At 70.3% G+C, this 16,879-nt stretch carries 15 protein-coding genes; 9 read left to right on the top strand and 6 right to left on the bottom strand.

Annotated features, from left to right (window positions below; translation table 11 throughout):
- Positions 1–712: DDE-type integrase/transposase/recombinase (locus IRX98_RS23570; protein WP_224278210.1), on the bottom strand; the 712-nt coding region annotated here is incomplete at its 3' end.
- Positions 709–1,017 carry a transposase gene (locus tag IRX98_RS15355; RefSeq protein WP_224278211.1) on the bottom strand — a complete coding sequence of 103 codons (309 nt, stop codon included), beginning with the start codon at positions 1,015–1,017 and terminating at the stop codon, positions 709–711. The genes IRX98_RS15355 and IRX98_RS23570, both read right to left, overlap by 4 nt.
- Positions 1,018–1,059: 42 nt before the next feature.
- Between IRX98_RS15355 and IRX98_RS15360 the strand changes: the two genes are divergently transcribed.
- On the top strand, positions 1,060–1,920 hold the full coding sequence (locus tag IRX98_RS15360) for an IS481 family transposase (protein WP_224278212.1): 861 nt from the start codon (positions 1,060–1,062) through the stop codon (positions 1,918–1,920).
- A gap of 36 nt (positions 1,921–1,956) precedes the next feature.
- Here IRX98_RS15360 and glpK read toward each other — a convergent pair whose 3' ends face one another.
- Both glpK and IRX98_RS15370 read right to left on the bottom strand, forming a co-directional pair.
- Positions 1,957–3,426 carry a glycerol kinase GlpK gene (gene glpK, locus IRX98_RS15365; RefSeq protein ID WP_224278213.1) on the bottom strand — a complete coding sequence of 490 codons (1,470 nt, stop codon included), beginning with the start codon at positions 3,424–3,426 and terminating at the stop codon, positions 1,957–1,959.
- The gene (locus IRX98_RS15370) at positions 3,423–4,268 is read right to left on the bottom strand and encodes a DUF1028 domain-containing protein (RefSeq protein ID WP_224278214.1); all 846 of its coding nucleotides are present in this window, start codon (positions 4,266–4,268) and stop codon (positions 3,423–3,425) included. Before IRX98_RS15370 ends, glpK begins: the two co-directional genes overlap by 4 nt.
- Positions 4,269–4,327: 59 nt before the next feature.
- Here IRX98_RS15370 and IRX98_RS15375 point away from each other — a divergent pair, with 59 nt between their 5' ends.
- Complete coding sequence (locus tag IRX98_RS15375; protein WP_224278215.1) at positions 4,328–5,566, top strand: MFS transporter; 1,239 nt, start codon at positions 4,328–4,330, stop codon at positions 5,564–5,566.
- Between the two features lie 21 nt (positions 5,567–5,587).
- On the opposite strand, the gene IRX98_RS15380 is transcribed toward IRX98_RS15375, so the two are convergent.
- The gene (locus tag IRX98_RS15380) at positions 5,588–6,784 is read right to left on the bottom strand and encodes a pyrophosphate--fructose-6-phosphate 1-phosphotransferase (protein ID WP_224278216.1); all 1,197 of its coding nucleotides are present in this window, start codon (positions 6,782–6,784) and stop codon (positions 5,588–5,590) included.
- A gap of 166 nt (positions 6,785–6,950) precedes the next feature.
- On the opposite strand from IRX98_RS15380, the gene IRX98_RS15385 reads away from it, so the two are divergent.
- Both IRX98_RS15385 and IRX98_RS15390 read left to right on the top strand, forming a co-directional pair.
- Entirely contained in the window at positions 6,951–8,414 is a 1,464-nt protein-coding gene (locus tag IRX98_RS15385) for an APC family permease (RefSeq protein WP_224278218.1), read from the top strand.
- 79 nt (positions 8,415–8,493) lie between these two features.
- Positions 8,494–9,933 carry a metallophosphoesterase family protein gene (locus IRX98_RS15390; protein WP_224278220.1) on the top strand — a complete coding sequence of 480 codons (1,440 nt, stop codon included), beginning with the start codon at positions 8,494–8,496 and terminating at the stop codon, positions 9,931–9,933.
- A 33-nt stretch (positions 9,934–9,966) separates the two neighbouring features.
- On the opposite strand, the gene IRX98_RS22760 is transcribed toward IRX98_RS15390, so the two are convergent.
- On the bottom strand, positions 9,967–11,199 hold the full coding sequence (locus IRX98_RS22760) for a PucR family transcriptional regulator (protein ID WP_224278222.1): 1,233 nt from the start codon (positions 11,197–11,199) through the stop codon (positions 9,967–9,969).
- Between the two features lie 192 nt (positions 11,200–11,391).
- Between IRX98_RS22760 and IRX98_RS15400 the strand changes: the two genes are divergently transcribed.
- Genes IRX98_RS15400 through IRX98_RS15420 form a run of 5 tightly spaced genes read left to right on the top strand, consistent with a single transcriptional unit; the run spans position 11,392 to position 16,868 of the window.
- Positions 11,392–12,180: an ABC transporter ATP-binding protein gene (locus IRX98_RS15400; protein ID WP_224278225.1), complete on the top strand. Its 789-nt coding sequence runs from the start codon at positions 11,392–11,394 to the stop codon at positions 12,178–12,180.
- Positions 12,177–12,983 carry an ABC transporter ATP-binding protein gene (locus IRX98_RS15405; RefSeq protein ID WP_224278227.1) on the top strand — a complete coding sequence of 269 codons (807 nt, stop codon included), beginning with the start codon at positions 12,177–12,179 and terminating at the stop codon, positions 12,981–12,983. Before IRX98_RS15400 ends, IRX98_RS15405 begins: the two co-directional genes overlap by 4 nt.
- On the top strand, positions 12,980–14,812 hold the full coding sequence (locus tag IRX98_RS15410) for an AMP-dependent synthetase/ligase (protein ID WP_224278229.1): 1,833 nt from the start codon (positions 12,980–12,982) through the stop codon (positions 14,810–14,812). The genes IRX98_RS15405 and IRX98_RS15410 overlap by 4 nt, the downstream gene beginning before the upstream one ends.
- Complete coding sequence (locus tag IRX98_RS15415; RefSeq protein WP_224278231.1) at positions 14,809–15,720, top strand: branched-chain amino acid ABC transporter permease; 912 nt, start codon at positions 14,809–14,811, stop codon at positions 15,718–15,720. Before IRX98_RS15410 ends, IRX98_RS15415 begins: the two co-directional genes overlap by 4 nt.
- Positions 15,717–16,868, top strand: a complete 1,152-nt coding sequence (locus IRX98_RS15420; RefSeq protein WP_224278233.1) for a branched-chain amino acid ABC transporter permease — start codon at positions 15,717–15,719, stop codon at positions 16,866–16,868. The genes IRX98_RS15415 and IRX98_RS15420 overlap by 4 nt, the downstream gene beginning before the upstream one ends.
- Positions 16,869–16,879 lie beyond the last annotated feature (11 nt).

Raw genomic sequence — 16,879 nt, forward strand, 5'->3', positions numbered from 1 at the left:
GCGCTGAAACTTCGGATGGCCGGGCGAGCGCAACTTCGGCCGGATCGCCCGATCTGCTTCCTGCTGACGACGTGCCATTCCACACCTCCATGACGAGGTGTTGCGACGACCAGTTGAATCCGCCTTGACCTCCCCGATCGGAGTGCAGCTTGCAGCCGGCCACCGATCCGCCCCGGCGGGCGACCGCGGACTCGAGAGCGTCGACGGCGAGCTGGGAGGTCATCCGGTCGGCGATGGAGTAGCCGACGATGCGGTTGGACCACACGTCCTTGACCGCACAGATGTAGAGCTTCCCGACCGCGGTCGGGTGTTCTGAGATGTCGGTCAGCCACACCTGGTTCGGGCCGGGGGCGGTGAACTCGCGCCGCACGAGGTCATCGTGCGCGGGCGCGCCGGGCAGGCCCTTCTTCCCGCGTCGCTTCTTGCCGAACACGCACCACCACTCGTTCGCGGAGCAGATCTTCCACACGGTCCGCTCGGACACGACGTGGCCGGCGTCGGTGATCTCGTCGAAGAGGAGTCGGTAGCCGAACTCCGGGTCCTCGCGGTGCGCGTCGAAGATCGCGTTCGCCAGGTATGCCTCCTCGAGTTCGCTGTCCGTGACGGGGTTGGCGAGCCAGGCGTAGTAGTGCTGGCGGTGGAGCTTGAGTACCCGGCACGCCACCGCGACCGGCACCCTGATCGGGGCGCCGGCCGCGGCGAGCTCTCTCACGAGCGGGTAGAGCCTTTTCCCGGTAGCTGGGCCTGCGACAAGTACGCAGCCGCCCGGCGCAGCACCTCGTTCTCCTGCTCCAGGAGCCGGTTGCGGCGCTTCAACTCACGGATCTCTCGGGCCTCATCGGTGGTGACGCCGGGCTTCACGCCGTCCTCGACGTCGGCGGCACGCAGCCACTTCGAGATCGTCATCTCATGGACACCGAAGTCCTGAGCGATCTGCGCGAGCGTCACACCAGGACCACGATTTCGGGCGACCCGAACGACGTCGTCCCGGAACTCGCGGGGATAGGGCTTGGGCACAGCAACATCCTTCCAGCCTGACAGCTCGTCAAGCGATCTCAGATGTCACAGATCCGTTCACCAGCCCCCTACGGCATCAGCCGAACATGCTACTACAAGTGGCTCAAGCGCTACGAAGACGAAGGCTTCGAGGGCCTGAAAGACCGCTCGAGCGCACCGCACAACTCACCGAAAGCGACCAACGCCGAGGTCGTGGAGAAGATCCTGTGGCTGCGTCAGCGCTACCACTTCGGGCCCGGCAAGATCGCGATGTACCTGGAGCGGTACCACCAGATCAAGATAAGCCCCTCAGGCGTGTGGCGGATCCTCCACAAGGCTGGCGTGGGCCGGCTGCCGGCCTCCCAACGCTACAAACGACGCGAGACGCGCTGGAAGCGCTACGAGAAGCAGCGCCCGGGCCACCAGCTGCAGGTCGACGTGAAGTTCATCGAGCCCCTCGGTCAGAAGGGCCGCAAGAAGCGCTACTACCAGTACACCGCGATCGACGATTGCACCCGGCTTCGCGTGCTGCGTGCCTATCCGCGCAACGACCAGCAGACCGCGATCGCCTTCATCGACCACGTGCTGTCCAAGCTTCCGTTCGCGGTCGACCAGGTCCAGACCGACAACGGGCAGGAGTTCGGTTCGGCGTTCCACTGGCATCTAATCGACAAAGGCATCGGCCACATCAAGATCAAGCCCCGAACGCCCCGCCTGAACGGCAAGGTGGAGAGATCTCACCGGATCGACTCCGAAGAGTTCTACCGCCTACTCGAGGGTGAGGTCATCGACGATGCCCGCCTTTTCGAGACACGACTCCAAGAGTGGGAGGACTACTACAACTACGATCGCCCACACGGCGCTCTCGACGGCCAGACACCGTACGAACGCCTACGACAGAAAGCCGCAGACCCACTGTCATAGGCGTCCGTCAGTTGCACATCTAGCGAGCAGGCTCGGCTACTCCGCCCAGCCCTTCGCGCGCTCGACCGCCCGGCTCCACAGCGCGTACGACGCGTCGAGCGCCTCGCGGTCGCCACCGGGCTCGAAACGACGGTCGAGCGCCCACGTGTCGCGCAGGTCGTCGGTCGAGCCCCACACCCCCGTGCCCAGCCCGGCGAGGAAGGCCGCCCCCAGGGCGGTGGTCTCCACGATCTCCGGTCGCTCGACCGCGCGGCCGACCTGGTCGGCCTGGAACTGGCAGAGCAGGTCGTTGGCGGCCGCACCGCCGTCGACGCGCAGCGTCGTGAGCTCCGGCAGGGTCTCGAGCACGTCACGCACCTCGAAGGCGATGGCCTCGAGCGTGGCGCGCACGAGGTGCGCGCGGGTGGTCCCGCGGGTGATGCCGATGATCATGCCCCGCGCGTGCGGGTCCCAGTGGGGGGCGCCGAGGCCGGTGAGCGCCGGCACGAACACCACCCCGTCGGTGTCGTCGACGGTCTGCGCGATGGCCGCGGTCTCGGCGGCGTTGCCGACGATCTGGAGGCCGTCACGCAGCCACTGCACCGCAGACCCGGTCACGAAGATCGCGCCCTCGAGGGCGTACGTCATCCCACCCTCGGGGGAGCGCCAGGCGGCGGTCGACAGGAGCCCGGCGTCGCTGCGCACGACCGACGAACCGGTGTTGGTGAGGATGAAGGAGCCGGTGCCGTAGGTGCACTTCGACTCGCCTTCCTCGAAGCAGGTCTGTCCGAAGAGCGCCGACTGCTGGTCGCCGGCGATGCCCGCGATCGGCAGCGACAGGCCGAGGAAGGACTTCGGGTCGGTGGGGGCGACCTCGCCCCAGTTGGGGACCAGGTCCGGCAGTGCGTCGCGCGGCACCCCGAAGAGGCCGCACAGCTCCTCGGACCAGTCGCCCGCCTCGAGGTCGAAGAGCAGGGTGCGGCAGGCGTTGGAGACGTCCGTGACGTGCCAGGTTCCGCGCGTCATCCGGGCGATGAGGTAGGAGTCGACGGTGCCCACGGCGTACCTGCCCGACTCCACGAGCGCCCAGGTGTGGGGCTCGTTCTCGGCGAGCCACATCAGCTTGGTGCCGGAGAAGTAGGGGTCGAGCCGGAGGCCGGTGAGCTCGGCGACGCGGTCCTCGTGGCCCTCGTCGCGCAGCCGGTCGCAGATCGACGCCGTACGCCGGTCCTGCCAGACGATGGCGCGGCGCGGGGAGCCGAGCGTCTCGCGGTCCCAGAGCACGATCGTCTCGCGCTGGTTGGTGATGCCTACCGCGGTCAGCTCCGAGCCGTCCACCTTGCCGAGCACCTCGCGGGTGGCCTCCAGGGTGGCCTGCCAGATCTCCTCGGCCGAGTGCTCGACCCATCCCGGCTGGGGGAAGTGCTGGCGGAACTCCTGGTAGCCCTTGGCCTGGATGCGGCCGTCGGGGGTGACGACCACCGCCGTGACCCCGGTGGTGCCGGCGTCGATCGCGAGGATGCTCATGCCTGGGCCTCCTCACCGCGGATGATCGCCAGGATCCGCCGGTCGATCCACTCCGGGCGGGCGCCGTGGCCGACGCGCATCTCGTGGTTCTGCGACCCGACCCACATGTGGAAGCTGTCCTTGCCGTCGGCCTTGGCCAGCGCCTCGAGCTCGATCATCAGCGCGTCGTCCACTGGCACCTGCTCCTCGGGCGTCGACGCGGTCAGGTAGAGCTCGTTGAGGTCGACCAGCCGGGCCAGCTCGGTGACGGGATCGGTGTGGTCGTCGACGCGCAGGTCGACCGCGACGTCGTCGTGGCCGCCGTAGCCCGCCCCGTCGCGCACGACGAGCAGCGCCGCCGACTGTCGCCCGCGGCTGTCGCCGCCGGCGTCGTCGCCCGCGGCGAGCGCCCCGAGCAGGCGCCGCTCGAGCGGGCGGTCGGCCGAGGCGAGCCAGGCGCGCTCCATCGCCTCCACCACCTCGGGACCGGTGAGGATGTTGCCCTGGATGGCGTAGCCGCCGCGCTCACCGCTGCGGCCGGTGGTCCCGCCGGCCCACGCGAAGCACTTCGACCCGGTCCACGTGGCGGCGTTGCCGTCGGAGTCGACGACGCCGGCCTGCCGGTGCTCACGACCCTCGTCCTCCTCCAGCAGCCGGTCGAGGGCGACCTGCGCGGTGGCCCCCTCGTCGAGGTGGGCGAGGCCGAGGTACTTGTAGGCGATGTTGGCGTCTGCCTGTGTGGCGATGGCGCCGACCCCTGCGGCCGCCGCCGGCACCGCGGAGCCCACGGCCAGGAACTTGGAGGCCACGGCGACGCCCCAGGACTCGCCGTCGTCGGACCGGGCCACGATCGAGAAGGTCATAGCCGAAACATAGCCGGACCGGCGCGTCCGTAGCGGCTCCGATGGGTGAGGATGGGCGCGTGCTGACCCGTCTCGGATTCCCCCAGGTGGGGGAGCACCGCAGGTTCGTCACGGCCATCGTCGCCGACACCGTCGGCAGCGGGCTGTTCATGCCGATGACGTTGCTCTACTTCCTCGCGATGACCGACCTGTCGCTGGTGCAGATCGGGTCGGCGCTGTCGCTGTCGGCGCTGCTCACCATGCCGGGCGCGTTCGTCATCGGCAGCCTGGTCGACCACTTCGGCCCACGCCGGATGATGCTCGTGGGCAACCTCGTCCAGGCGGTCGGGATGCTGGCCTACCTCTGGGCCGACTCCCTGCTGGTCGTCGCCCTGTGGACGACGCTGCTCAACATCGGCCGCCAGGCCTTCTGGGGGTCCTTCGGCAACGTCGTCACGGCGATCTCGGCGCCGGGGGAGCGTGAGATGTGGTTCGGCTTCCTCCAGGCGGTCCGCAACCTCGGCTACTCGCTCGGCGGGGTGCTGGCCGGCGTCGCGCTCCAGGTCGGCACGGACCTGGCCTACCAGCTCGTCGTGGTGATCAACGCCCTGACGTTCGTGGTGGCCTTCGTGCTCCTGCTCGACGTGCCCGACCACCGGGTCGCGCGGGCGCACGACGCGCCCGTCGAGGGCTGGGGCGTCGTGCTGCGTGACCGGGCCTACCTCCGGCTCGTGCTCGGCCAGCTCGGCTTCGTCGCCGGGATGATGGTGCTCAACTTCGCCCTGCCGGTCTACGCCGCGGAGACGATCGACCTGCCCGGCTGGGTGGTGGGCGCGATCTTCACGCTGAACACCGCGCTCGTCGGGCTGGGCCAGGGACTCGTCGTACGCCGCATGACCGGACAGGTCCGCGCCCGGATGATGGGCCTGGCGCAGCTCGTCTTCGTCGCGAGCTACGTGCTCTTCGTCGTGGCCGGGTGGTTGCCGGTGTGGCTCGGCGTGGTGGTGATCCTGGTCGGGGCCGCGGTCTACACCTTCGGCGAGCTCACCGGAGGCCCGGTCTTCAGCGCCACCGCCGCCGAGGCCGCGCCCGACCACCTCCGTGGCCGCTACCTCGGCCTGTTCCAGCTCGGCTGGGGCCTCGGCGGCGCGGTGGCGCCGGTCTCGTTCACCTGGCTGCTCGCCCACGGCCCGACCACGCTGTGGTCGGTGCTGACCGTGATCGCCCTCGCCAGTGCGGCGTACCTCCAGACGCTGCCGCGGGTGCTGCCCGCGTCGGGGCTGCGCGTCACCCAGCGCGTGGAGGCGCCCCCGGCCTGAGCGGGCCTGCGCGGGGTGGCCTCAGGCCTGGCCGGTCCTCGCCAGCAGCTCGGTGAACCACTCCTGCGAGTCGTCGAACGGCTTGTGCCCGGCGATCCGCTCGAACTCGATCGAGCGGAGCTCGTCACCGCGGTCCTCGTCGTGCCCGATGACGCCGGGGCGCCCCTCGAGGGCGCAGGTGACGGCCAGCTCGGCCATCTCGCGGATGAGCGCGAGGTCGGTCTCGTTGGCCGGCGCCGAGCGGGAGAAGTAGCCCGACTTCTGCACCATGTGCTTCTCGGCGCCGATCTCCTGGGAGAAGCGCTCGGCGAAGTAGCGACCGGGGTTGATCGTGTCGATCTTGACGTGGCCGAAGGGGTCGCGTCCCACCGTCTCGCCCGCGGCCTCGAGGTCGGCGACGATGTCGTCGATGCCGGCGCCCTCGGCGAGGAAGATGTTGACGCAGCCGATCTCGTCCATCACCGCGCGCAGGCGGGTCGCCTCGGCCGCGAGGTCGATGCCGCGCTCGGGGACGTAGACCGCGTGGATGGCCCACTTGCGCCCGTCGAGGCCGATGCCGGGCAGCCACTCCTGCTCGGCGTGCCAGGCCATGTAGTCGCGCGCAGCGGCCGCGGTGAGCCAGCCGCTCGCGCGACCCATCACCTCGTGCACGATGAGCATCCGCGGGTTCGAGCCGTGCTCGGCCAGCACGTTCTGGGCGAAGCGCGAGGCCTGCTCGGCCGCGGACTGGGCGCCGAGGCTCTGGCGGATCGGGACGATGTCGTTGTCGATGGTCTTCGGCAGGCCCACGACGGTGAGCTCGGACCCCTGTTCGCGGAGGTACGCCGCCAGGTCGGCCGCCGCGGTGTTGGTGTCGTCGCCGCCGATGGTGTGCAGGACGTCGACGCCGTCGGCCTGCAGCCGGGCCGCCGCGACCTGCAGGGCCGTCTCGCCCTCGCCGATCAGGCCGCGCCTGCGGCAGTCGTCGTCGTTGGTGAGCTTGACGCGGCTGTTGCCGATCGGGCTGCCGCCGTAGCGGTGCAGGAGGGCGGCGCCCGCCCGCTCCTCCGGGCCGATCACGACGCTGGTGCCGGTGAGCAGGCCGTGGTAGCCGTGCCTGTAGGCGATCAGCTCGATGTCGGGATCGGTGGCGTCGTAGGTCTCGATCAGGGCACCCACGGCGGAGGACAGGCACGGGGCGTAGCCACCGGCCGTCAGGAGCGCAACACGCTTCGGCATGGGAGCAGCGTAGTTTGATCGATCCAAGTGTGGAAGTCCGTCCACGGGCCGCGTCGAGCCTCCACGACACGACGCGGCCCGGGTGCGGCGGTGGTTGCCACGCCACCGCGCCGAGTCCATTGTGAGAGGACGCCGTGGGCTGCACGGACCGAACAGGGGAGTCTCGATGAGTGCGACGGAAGCCAGGCACCAGGACGTCAACGGGCCGGGAGAGACCGAGCTCCGGCGGGTCATCGGTCCCAAGCTGCTGCTGTTGTTCATCGTGGGCGACATCCTCGGCACGGGCGTCTACGCCCTGACCGGGAGCGTCGCGGGCGAGGTCGGCGGAGCCGCCTGGGCGCCCTTCCTGGTCGCCTTCGTGGTCGCGATGATCACGGCGTTCTCCTACCTCGAGCTCGTCACGCGCTACCCGCAGGCGGCCGGGGCCGCTCTCTACACGCACAAGGCCTTCGGGGTGCACTTCGTGACGTTCCTGGTCGCGTTCACCGTCATGTGCTCGGGCATCACCTCCGCCTCCACGGCGTCCAACGCCTTCGCCGGCTTCCTCAACGACGGCTTCGACCTCGGCTTCGAGGTGGGCGGGGTCGGGATCCTGGTCACCGCGCTCGCCTTCATGGCCCTCGTGGCGGCGGTGAACTTCCGCGGCGTCGGGGAGAGCGTCAAGGCCAACGTCGTGCTCACCCTCGTCGAGCTGTCCGGCCTGCTGATGATCATCTTCATCGGCCTGTTCGCCGTCACCCAGGGCAACGCCGACTTCTCCCGCGTCGTGGTCTTCGACAGCCCCAGCGACAAGAGCACCTTCTTCGCGATCACCGCGGCCACGTCGCTCGCGTTCTTCGCGATGGTGGGCTTCGAGGACTCGGTCAACATGGCCGAGGAGTGCACCGACCCGGTCCGCGACTTCCCCAGGATGATGCTCACCGGCCTCGGCATCACCGGCGTGATCTACCTGCTGGTCTCGATCACCGCTGTGGCCCTGGTGCCGGTGGGGGACCTCACCGACCCGTCCAAGGGACAGGCCCTCACCCAGGTCGTGGCCGCCGGCGCGCCGGACCTCCCGTTCGACACCATCTTCCCGTTCATCGGCATGTTCGCCGTCGCCAACTCCGCCTTGATCAACATGCTGATGGCGAGCCGGCTGCTCTACGGCATGGCCAACCAGGACGTCCTGCCCCGCGTGCTCGGCAAGGTGCACCACACGCGTCGTACGCCGTGGGTGTCGATCCTGTTCACCACGGCCATCTCGTTCGCCCTGATCACCTACGTCGTCCGGGCCAGCGCGTCGGAGGACGGCGCGACCTCCATCGCGCTCCTCGGCGGCACGACCGCGCTGCTCCTGCTGTGCGTGTTCACCATCGTCAACATCGCGCTGATCGTCATCCGCCGGCGCCCGGCCGACGACAAGCACCCGCACTTCACCGCGCCGACGGTGCTTCCGTACGTCGGCGCGATCACCTGTGCATTCCTCGCAGGGCCCTGGGCGCGCAGCGAGGAGCAGCAGGAGCAGTACGTCATCGCCGGCTTCCTCCTCGCAGCCGGGCTGGTCCTCTGGCTGCTCACCTGGCTCACCAACCGGGGCATCCGGGCCAAGAAGACCGGGTTCCGTGACATCGACCACCTCGAGAAGTGAGAGGGGTCGCCACACCTCCGCCGGGTCCTGCGCCGGGTCCTGCGCCCGCGCGTCGGTCGGGCCGTCTACGGTTGGTCGAGTGACACGACGACCCCTCGGACCGCTCTCTGCGCTGCTGGTCGTCGGCGCGCTCTGCTGCTCGACGCTCACCCCGCCGGCCGAGCCGGCCGGCGCTGCGCCCGGCTCCGACTACCCGCCGCCCACGATCGACACGGCCCCTCGTGAGGCACGCGAGAGGCCCGCCGCGACCGGTGGTGACGACGAGGACGGGGCGGAGCGCGAGCAGGCCGTGCCCCGGGCCGAGCCGCTCGTCGAGACGACGGCCCGCGGCCCGCGCGACCGCCCCGCGGTCCCGCGGGCCCCGGAGCTGACCGGTGGCTACCGCTTCATCTCCGCACCCGACTTCCTCAACCAGGACGTCGCCGACCTCACGGCGGGCGGGCGCAAGCACTACGTCGTCGAGGCGACGGGCGAGGTCGCCAACTCCACCAACGCCTCCTACGAGACGGCGCTGGACCGCGTGCTGGACGAGATGGCCGGCCACGGCACGCGTGACGTGCTGGTCGCCGGCGACCTGGTCGAGGGCCGCTGGGGACGCGACGACTCGCGCACCGGCGTGTTCGGCCCGGTCCGCACCCAGGCGCAGCGGCTGCGCGCCTGGCGGCGTGCCGCCGACGTCTATTACCCAGCGTGGCTCCAGCGCTTCGACGACCACGGCCTGAGGACCTATCCCGCCGTCGGCGACCACGAGGTCGGCGACGACCCGTGGCGTGTCCGCGGACGCCACCCGTGGGTCGACTTCAAGCGACGCCACCTCCCGGAGTTCAAGAAGATCTTCGCCGACCACGCGCTGAGCGGCAGCGACGGCCGCCCGCGGTTCGCCGACCGGCCCCGCCGCGGGCCGGCCCGGCACACGGCGTACGCCGTCCGCCTCGACGCCGACGTGCTGCTGGTGACGCTCGACGTCTTCGAGCGCCGCGGTGGAGACGTGCACATGTCCGTCGACGCCGCCCAGCTCTCCTGGCTCGAGCGCGTGCTCCGCAAGGCGCGCCGCGACGAGGTGCCGTGGGTGATGGTGCAGGGCCACACGCCGATGCCCGGCCCCGTGCGGGTCCGCAACTCCACCCACCTGGTCTACGAGAAGGGCCGGTCCTCGAGGCTGTGGCGGACCATGGTCGAGGGTGGCGTCGACGTCTATCTCAGCGGCGAGGTGCACGACCAGACCGTCCGCCAGCGCGACGGCATCCTCGAGGTGTCGCACGGCTCGCTGTTCTACCGCGGCGAGGCGTCCTACGTCCTCGGCCAGGCGACGGCGGGGCGGCTGGTCCTGGAGAACCACCAGTTCCGCGGCACGGTGGGCTACGCCGACCGCCTGTGGACCACGTCGCGCCAGGGAGCGCCCGGGACGATCACCTACCCGCTCCCGTCGGTCGTCACCGGCACCCTGGTCGCCAGCCGCACCCGCTCCGGTGGGCTGCGGGTCGAGGACGCCGCGGGAGTCCTCGCGCCGAGACGCTGACCCTGATCCTGCCCCTGGTCCTGACCCAGCCGCTCAGGGCGCCTCGGCACGGACCAGGCGCACGGCCAGCAGCAGGTCGATGAGGTCCTCGACCCGGCGTACGTCGCAGCCGGTGCGCTCGGCGATCCGGTCGAGGCGGTAGTAGACCGTGTTGGCGTGCACGTGCAGGTGCATCGCGGTGAGCTTGGCGTTGAGGTCGTGGGAGACGTAGGTGCTCAGCGTGTCGACCAGGATCCCGCCGGTCGCGAGGTCCTCCTCGACGAAGGCCCGCACCTCGGGCGGCACGAGCCGTGCGTTCTTCTGGCTCGAGATGAGCAGGTCCAGGGTCGACATCTCGTCCATGGCGCGCACGCCGGGACGGCCGAGCAGCGAGCCCATCGCGGTCCGGGCGTCCTCGTAGGCCCAAGGGATCTCGCGGAACCCGGTGCGGGCGGAGCTGAGCCCCACGCTGGTCAGGATGCCGTCGCCGAGGAGCGAGACCACGGCAGTCCGTACGCCGTCCACGACCTGGGCCGGCCCGTGGGGTCCCACCGGCAGCAGGGCCACCACCTCGTGGTGCCGCGCGACGACCATGCCCCGGCCGGCCACCGTGAGCGCGGCTCGCAGCCGGGCCCGCTGCTCGGCCCCGACCAGCTTGGAGGGCAGGGTCGCCACGAGGGCGACGAGGGGCTCGTCGTCGGCCAGGCCCATCTGGGCCAGCGCCAGCTGGCGCTCCTCCACCGTCGGCGGCTTTCCTGCGAGCAGGTCCTCGAGGAGGTCACGGGCCAGGCGGGCGGAGTCGGCCAGCTGGTACTGCTGGGCCTCGAGGTAGGCCTCGGCTGCTGCGGTGCTCCCGACCTCGATCGTGCGCATCACCTGGTTGACGAGCAGGAGCGCGGCGTCCTTGGTCGAGGGCCACTCGTTGACGCCCGCGAGGATGTCGTCCCACAGGGTCAGCTGGCCCACGCGGAAGGCCTTCATGAAGTCGGACAGGGTGATCCCCAGCTCGACGCGGCGCATCGCGTGCTGCCCGCTCCAGGGGAAGTCGGACCGGTGGGGGTGTCGTCGCTCGTTGACGCTGGCGAGGAACGCGGCGAAGACCTGCCGGCAGTGGGCCTCGACGTCGTCACGCAGTCCCGCGTCCGCACGCGCGCCGTACGCCGGCACCTGGTGCCAGATCGTGTTGGTCGCATCGTGCGCGATCACCGCCTCGCGCCGCTGCACCCACTGGGCGAGCTTGTCCGCGCCGTGCGCCTCGCCAGCCAGCGCCACCGTCCCGTTCGTCACCGAGTCTCCCCTCGAGCTGATCGCCCATGGTGACTCGCCGATCGCGGTTGCGCCACCCCCTCTCATCGCCTTGTGATCCGGTCACAGGGCGGGCGCCCGGGCCTTTGGGCCGACGACCAGTGACACCGACCGCACAGCGGGTCCACGATGTGACTGTCGTCACTTAGCCTCTCGGAAGGAACTCGGTCCACGATGCTCTCCGCCCGCAACCTCGAGGTCGTCTACGACGACGTCGTCCTGGCCCTGCGCGGCGTGAGCATCGACGTGCCCGAGGACGGCATCGTCGCACTCCTCGGCTCCAATGGGGCCGGCAAGACGACTTTGCTGCGCGCCCTCACCGGGCTGCTGGACATCCACCACGGAGAGGTCGCCAAGGGGCGCGTGACCCTGGACGACAAGCCGATCCACCGGATGAGCCCCGAGCGGGTCGTGAAGCAGGGAGTGCGCCAGGTGCTCGAGGGCCGTCGTGTGTTCGTCGAGCTCAGCGTCGAGGAGAACCTCAAGGTCGGCGCCCACACCGCCCGCTCGCGCATGGCGGACAACCTCGAGCGCGTGTACGCCCTGTTCCCGGTGCTGGGCGACCGACGGGCCGCGACCGCGGGCTACCTGTCCGGCGGTGAGCAGCAGATGCTGGCCATCGGGCGGGCGATGATGTCGGAGCCGCGCTACCTCCTGCTCGACGAGCCGACCCTGGGGCTGGCGCCCAAGATGGTGGAGAACATCCGCGACGTGGTGCTCGAGATCAACAAGGGTGGCACCGCCGTCCTGCTGGTCGAGCAGAACGCGACCATGGCCCTCTCGATCGCCAGCCACGGCTACGTCATGGAGACCGGCCGGGTGGTCCTCGACAAGCCGGCCGCCGCCCTGCTCAAGGACGACGACGTGCGCGAGTTCTACCTCGGCCTCCATCCCGGCGAGGACGGGCGGAAGTCCTTCCGCGACACCAAGCACTACCGGCGCAAGAAGAGGTGGTCGGCATGACGGACCAGACCGTCGGGGGGACCGCGCACCCGGCACCCGTGGCCCGGCTCGACGACGTGCACCTGGCCTTCGCCGGCGTGAAGGCCGTCAACGGCGTGAGCTTCGAGGTGCGCCCCGGTGAGCTGTTCGCGATCATCGGTCCCAACGGTGCGGGCAAGACGTCGCTGTTCAACGTCCTCTCCGGCGTCTACCGGCCGCAGCAGGGGTCGGTGGAGTTCATGGGCGAGAGCATCCTGGGCCGCCGCCCGCACCGGATCGCCGCCATGGGCATGGCCCGGACCTTCCAGAACATCGCGCTGTTCGAGCACCTCACCGTGCTCGACAACCTCATGCTGGGCCGCCACCAGCACATCACCTACGGCTTCCTCCAGGCCTTCGCCTGGGTGGGCGCGGCCCGTCGCCAGGAGGTCGAGCACCGCCGCGCGGTCGAGGAGATCGTGGACTTCCTCGAGCTCGCGCAGTGGCGCAGCATGCCGGTCGGGCTGCTGCCGTACGGCGTGCAGAAGCGCGTCGAGCTCGGCCGGGCGCTCGCCATGGAGCCCAAGCTCCTGCTCCTCGACGAGCCGGTGGCGGGGATGAACCAGGAGGAGACCGAGGACACCGCCCGCTTCGTCCTCGACATCCGCGACGAGCTCGACGTGCCGATCATCATGGTCGAGCACGACATGGGCCTGGTGATGGACCTCGCCGACCGGGTGCTGGTCGTCGACTTCGGCACCCCGATCGTCACGGGCACGCCCGACGAGGTGCAGCGCCACCCCGACGTGGTGCGCGCCTACCTCGGCAGCGAGGTGGGGGCGTGACCAGCCCCGTCACCCGGATCCGGGCGCACGCGCAGTCGATGCCCGACGCCGTGGCGCTGCGCGACAAGCACCTCGGCATCTGGCGGGAGTGGACCTGGGCGTCGTACTGGGAGCACGTCCAGCTGGCGGGGCACGCTTACCTCGCCCTGGGCGTCGTGCCCGGCGACCGGGTCGCGATCCACTCCGAGAACCGGCCGGAGTGGCTGGTCTGCGACATGGGCGCGCTGGCCGCGCGCGCCGCGTCGGTGGGCGTCTATCCCACGAATCCTGCCGCCGAGGTGGGCTACCTGTTGAACGACTCCGGGGCCAAGGTGCTCGTCGCGGAGGACCAGGAGCAGGTCGACAAGGCTTTCTCCGTGCTCGACCAGGCGCCCGGCCTGGTCCGCGTCGTCTACCTCGAGCCGCGGGGCATCCGCCACCGCTACGACAGCGAGCTGCTGCTCTCGTGGGAGGACTTCCTCGAGCTCGGCCGCGACCACCGGGAGGCCCACCCGGACGCGCTCGTCGAGGTGCTGGCCCAGCAGGAGCCATCCGACCTCGCCACGCTGATCTACACCTCCGGCACCACCGGCCCGCCGAAGGGGGCGATGCTCACCGTCAGCAACGTCGAGTGCGCGATCGAGGTCCTCGTCGAGCGGGGCGCCTTCACCGACCCGCCGCCCGGGCCGGGGGACCTCACCCTGTCCTACCTGCCCCTGGCGCACGTCGCGGAGCGGATCTTCTCCACCTGGTTCAACGCCGCCGCCGGGACGCAGGTCAACTTCGCCGAGTCCATCGAGACGGTCCCGGTCAACCTGCGCGAGGTGCAGCCCACGATCCTGTTCGGCGTCCCCCGCATCTGGGAGAAGCTCCTGGCCGGCGTCGAGACCCGGCTGTCCGGCGCGTCCTGGCTCAAGCGCACGGTGTCGCGGTTCTGGCTGGGCGTCGCCGAGGACATCGGGCAGCGCCTGGTCGCGCAGGGCGGCGTGCACAGCACGTCGACGCGCCTGCGCTACGCCGTGGGCTACGTGTTCTTCTACCGCGCGCTCAAGGACCGGCTCGGCATGAGGAAGGTCCGTTACGCCGCCTCCGGGGCCGCGCCGATCGCGCCGGAGGTGCTGCGGTTCTTCATGGGGATCGGGGTGCCGATGCACGAGGTCTACGGGATGACGGAGAACACCGCGGTCGCCACCGGGAACCGGCCGGGGCGGATCCGCCTCGGCACCGTGGGCGAGGTGCACCCCGGCACCGAGCTGCGGATCGACGAGGAGACCGGGGAGATCCTCACCCGCAGCGGCGCGACCTTCGCCGGATACTGGCAGCGCGAGGAGGCGACCCGGATGGCGCTGACCCCCGACGGGTGGCTGCACACCGGCGACGTCGGCGAGTGGGTCGAGGGGACGCACGTGAAGATCACCGACCGGATGAAGGACATCATCATCACCGCGGGCGGCAAGAACATCTCGCCGTCGATGATCGAGAACGAGCTCAAGGCCTCGCCGTTCATCCGCGAGGCGATCGTGATCGGCGACGGCCGCAAGTTCCTCACCGCGCTCATCGGCATCGAGCTCGACACCGTCGGTGAGTGGGCCCAGCGCCGCCAGCTCGGCTACAGCACCTACCGCGACCTGAGCGCCAAGCCGGAGGTGGTGGAGCTGGTCTCCGGCGTGGTCGAGGCGGTCAACGCCAACCTGTCGCAGGTGGAGCGGATCAAGGCCTTCCGGCTGCTGCCCAAGGAGCTCGACCACGAGGACGGTGAGCTGACCGCCACGCAGAAGGTCAAGCGCTCCGCGATCTCCCAGATGTTCGAGGACACCGTCAGCGACATGTACACCGGAGCGACACGATGACCCAGTTCCTGGAAGTGGTCCTGCGCGGGCTCGGCTCCGGCTCGATCTACGCGCTGCTGGCCCTCGGCTTCGTGATCATCTACAAGTCCACCGGCGTGATCAGCTTCGCCCAGCCCGCGATGATGCTGACCGGCGCGACGATCACCAGCTACGTCGGACCCGCCCTCGGCGTGATGCTCTTCACCGGCTTCTCCTTCTTCGTGTCGATGGCCGTCGCGGCGCTCCTCACCGCGGCCCTCGCGCTGGTCATCGAGCGGGGGGCGATCCGGCCGATGGTGGGACGCCCGGCGTTCGTGGTCGCCATCATCACCATCGGGATCGACATCGTGGTCCGCGTCGTCACCAGCGGCTTCATCGGCCTGGGCGCCCGCAACATCCCCAACCCCTGGGGCCTCGAGCGCGTCGAGCTCGCCGGCCTCCGCGTCCAGGAGCGACACCTCGTGTCGCTGGCCACGCTGGCCATCGTCGTGGCGGTCCTCTTCTGGTTCTACCGCTACACGCGCCACGGCCTCGCCATGCGGGCCGCCGCCTTCGACCAGGAGGCAGCGCTCACCCAGGGCGTCAGCGTCGGCAGCGTCTTCGCCCTGTCCTGGGCGATGGCAGGAGCCCTCGCCGCGGTGGCGGGCTCGCTGCTCGCCATCTCGGCCGGTGTCGACCGGCAGATCTGGATCGTGGCCCTGGTCGCGCTCCCCGCGATCATCCTGGGCGGCCTGGACTCCCTCGAGGGCGCGGTGGTCGGCGGTCTCGCCGTCGGGGTCGTCGAGTCCCTGGTCGGCACCTACCAGCGCGACTACGCGCCCTGGCTGGGCGACAACTTCGCCGTCGTCTCGCCCTACGTCCTGATGCTGCTGGTGCTGCTGGCCAAGCCCTACGGCATCTTCGGCACACCGGAGGTGAGGCGGGTATGACCACCCTCTCGACGGGCCCGGCCCGCACCAGGCGCCGCGGCGGACGCTTGTCCGGACGGCCTCAGCTCTACCGGTCGTACGCCCAGGAGCTGGCGCTCTTCAACACCCGGCCCAAGCGGATCTGGGTCGGCCTCATCGTGCTGGTCGCCCTCGGGCTCTCGCAGATGCTGACCGACAACCACCTCAACACCCTGGCGCTGGCGTACGCCTTCGCGATCGGCGCGCTCGGCCTCAACATCATCACCGGCCTGGCCGGGCAGGTGTCCCTGGGCCACGCCTTCTTCCTCGGCGTCGGCGCCTACACGGCGGCGGCGATCTCCGGGGACCCGGACGGTCGCACGATCGGCTTCGGCATCACCAACATCCTGGTCTGGCTGCCCGCCGCCGGTCTGGTGGCGGGGCTCGCGGGCGTGCTGGTGGCGCCGCTGGCGACGCGGCTGCGCGGGCTCTACCTCGCCATCGTCACCCTCGGGCTGGTGTTCATCGGCGAGCACCTGTTCCGCGAGTGGAGCGACCTGACCGGTGGCGCCGGCGTGGGTCGGGAGGCTGCCGTGCCGGAGCTCTTCGGCATCGAGTTCGCCCGCGACGGCGACTACCTGACCTCGGACCAGAAGTTCTACCTGCTGATGCTGGTGCTGATGCTGGTGTTCGCGCTGGGCGCCCGCAACCTGGCGCGCTCGCGCACCGGGCGGTCCTTCGCCGCGGTCCGGGACCGCGACATGGCCGCGGAGATGATGGCCATCAACCTGCCGCGCGCCAAGACGGTGGCCTTCGCGATCTCGTCGTTCTACGCCGGCTGCTCGGGCGCGCTGATCTACAGCATCATCGGGTTCTTCGAGCCGTCCAGCTTCGGGCTCCTGCTGTCGGTGCAGTTCATCGCGATGGTGCTGATCGGGGGAGCGGGCACGGTGAGCGGCGCCATCATGGGCGCGCTGTTCATCACGCTGCTGCCGACCCTGACGCGCGAGCTCCCGGCGTACCTGCCCTTCATCTCGGGCCAGGTCACCGACACACCCAACGTCTTCCAACTCGAGCAGGTCCTCTACGGCCTGCTCATCGTCGGCTTCCTGCTGTTCGAGCCACGCGGACTCTTCGGCATCTGGATCCGGATTCGCAACTACTGGAAAGGCTGGCCCTTCAGCTACTGAGCGGCCGGACA

Origin of the sequence: Nocardioides lacusdianchii, from assembly GCF_020102855.1 — a bacterium.
GTDB lineage: Bacteria > Actinomycetota > Actinomycetes > Propionibacteriales > Nocardioidaceae > Nocardioides > Nocardioides lacusdianchii.

Excerpts from the sequence above, each read along its gene's own strand:
- IRX98_RS15360 (WP_224278212.1), top strand. The coding sequence starts at position 1,060 with ATGTCACAGATCCGTTCACCAGCCCCCTACGGCATCAGCCGAACATGC.
- glpK (WP_224278213.1), bottom strand. The coding sequence starts at position 3,426 with ATGAGCATCCTCGCGATCGACGCCGGCACCACCGGGGTCACGGCGGTG.
- IRX98_RS15370 (WP_224278214.1), bottom strand. The coding sequence starts at position 4,268 with ATGACCTTCTCGATCGTGGCCCGGTCCGACGACGGCGAGTCCTGGGGC.
- IRX98_RS15380 (WP_224278216.1), bottom strand. The coding sequence starts at position 6,784 with ATGCCGAAGCGTGTTGCGCTCCTGACGGCCGGTGGCTACGCCCCGTGC.
- IRX98_RS15385 (WP_224278218.1), top strand. The coding sequence starts at position 6,951 with ATGAGTGCGACGGAAGCCAGGCACCAGGACGTCAACGGGCCGGGAGAG.
- IRX98_RS15400 (WP_224278225.1), top strand. The coding sequence starts at position 11,392 with ATGCTCTCCGCCCGCAACCTCGAGGTCGTCTACGACGACGTCGTCCTG.
- IRX98_RS15405 (WP_224278227.1), top strand. The coding sequence starts at position 12,177 with ATGACGGACCAGACCGTCGGGGGGACCGCGCACCCGGCACCCGTGGCC.
- IRX98_RS15415 (WP_224278231.1), top strand. The coding sequence starts at position 14,809 with ATGACCCAGTTCCTGGAAGTGGTCCTGCGCGGGCTCGGCTCCGGCTCG.
- IRX98_RS15420 (WP_224278233.1), top strand. The coding sequence starts at position 15,717 with ATGACCACCCTCTCGACGGGCCCGGCCCGCACCAGGCGCCGCGGCGGA.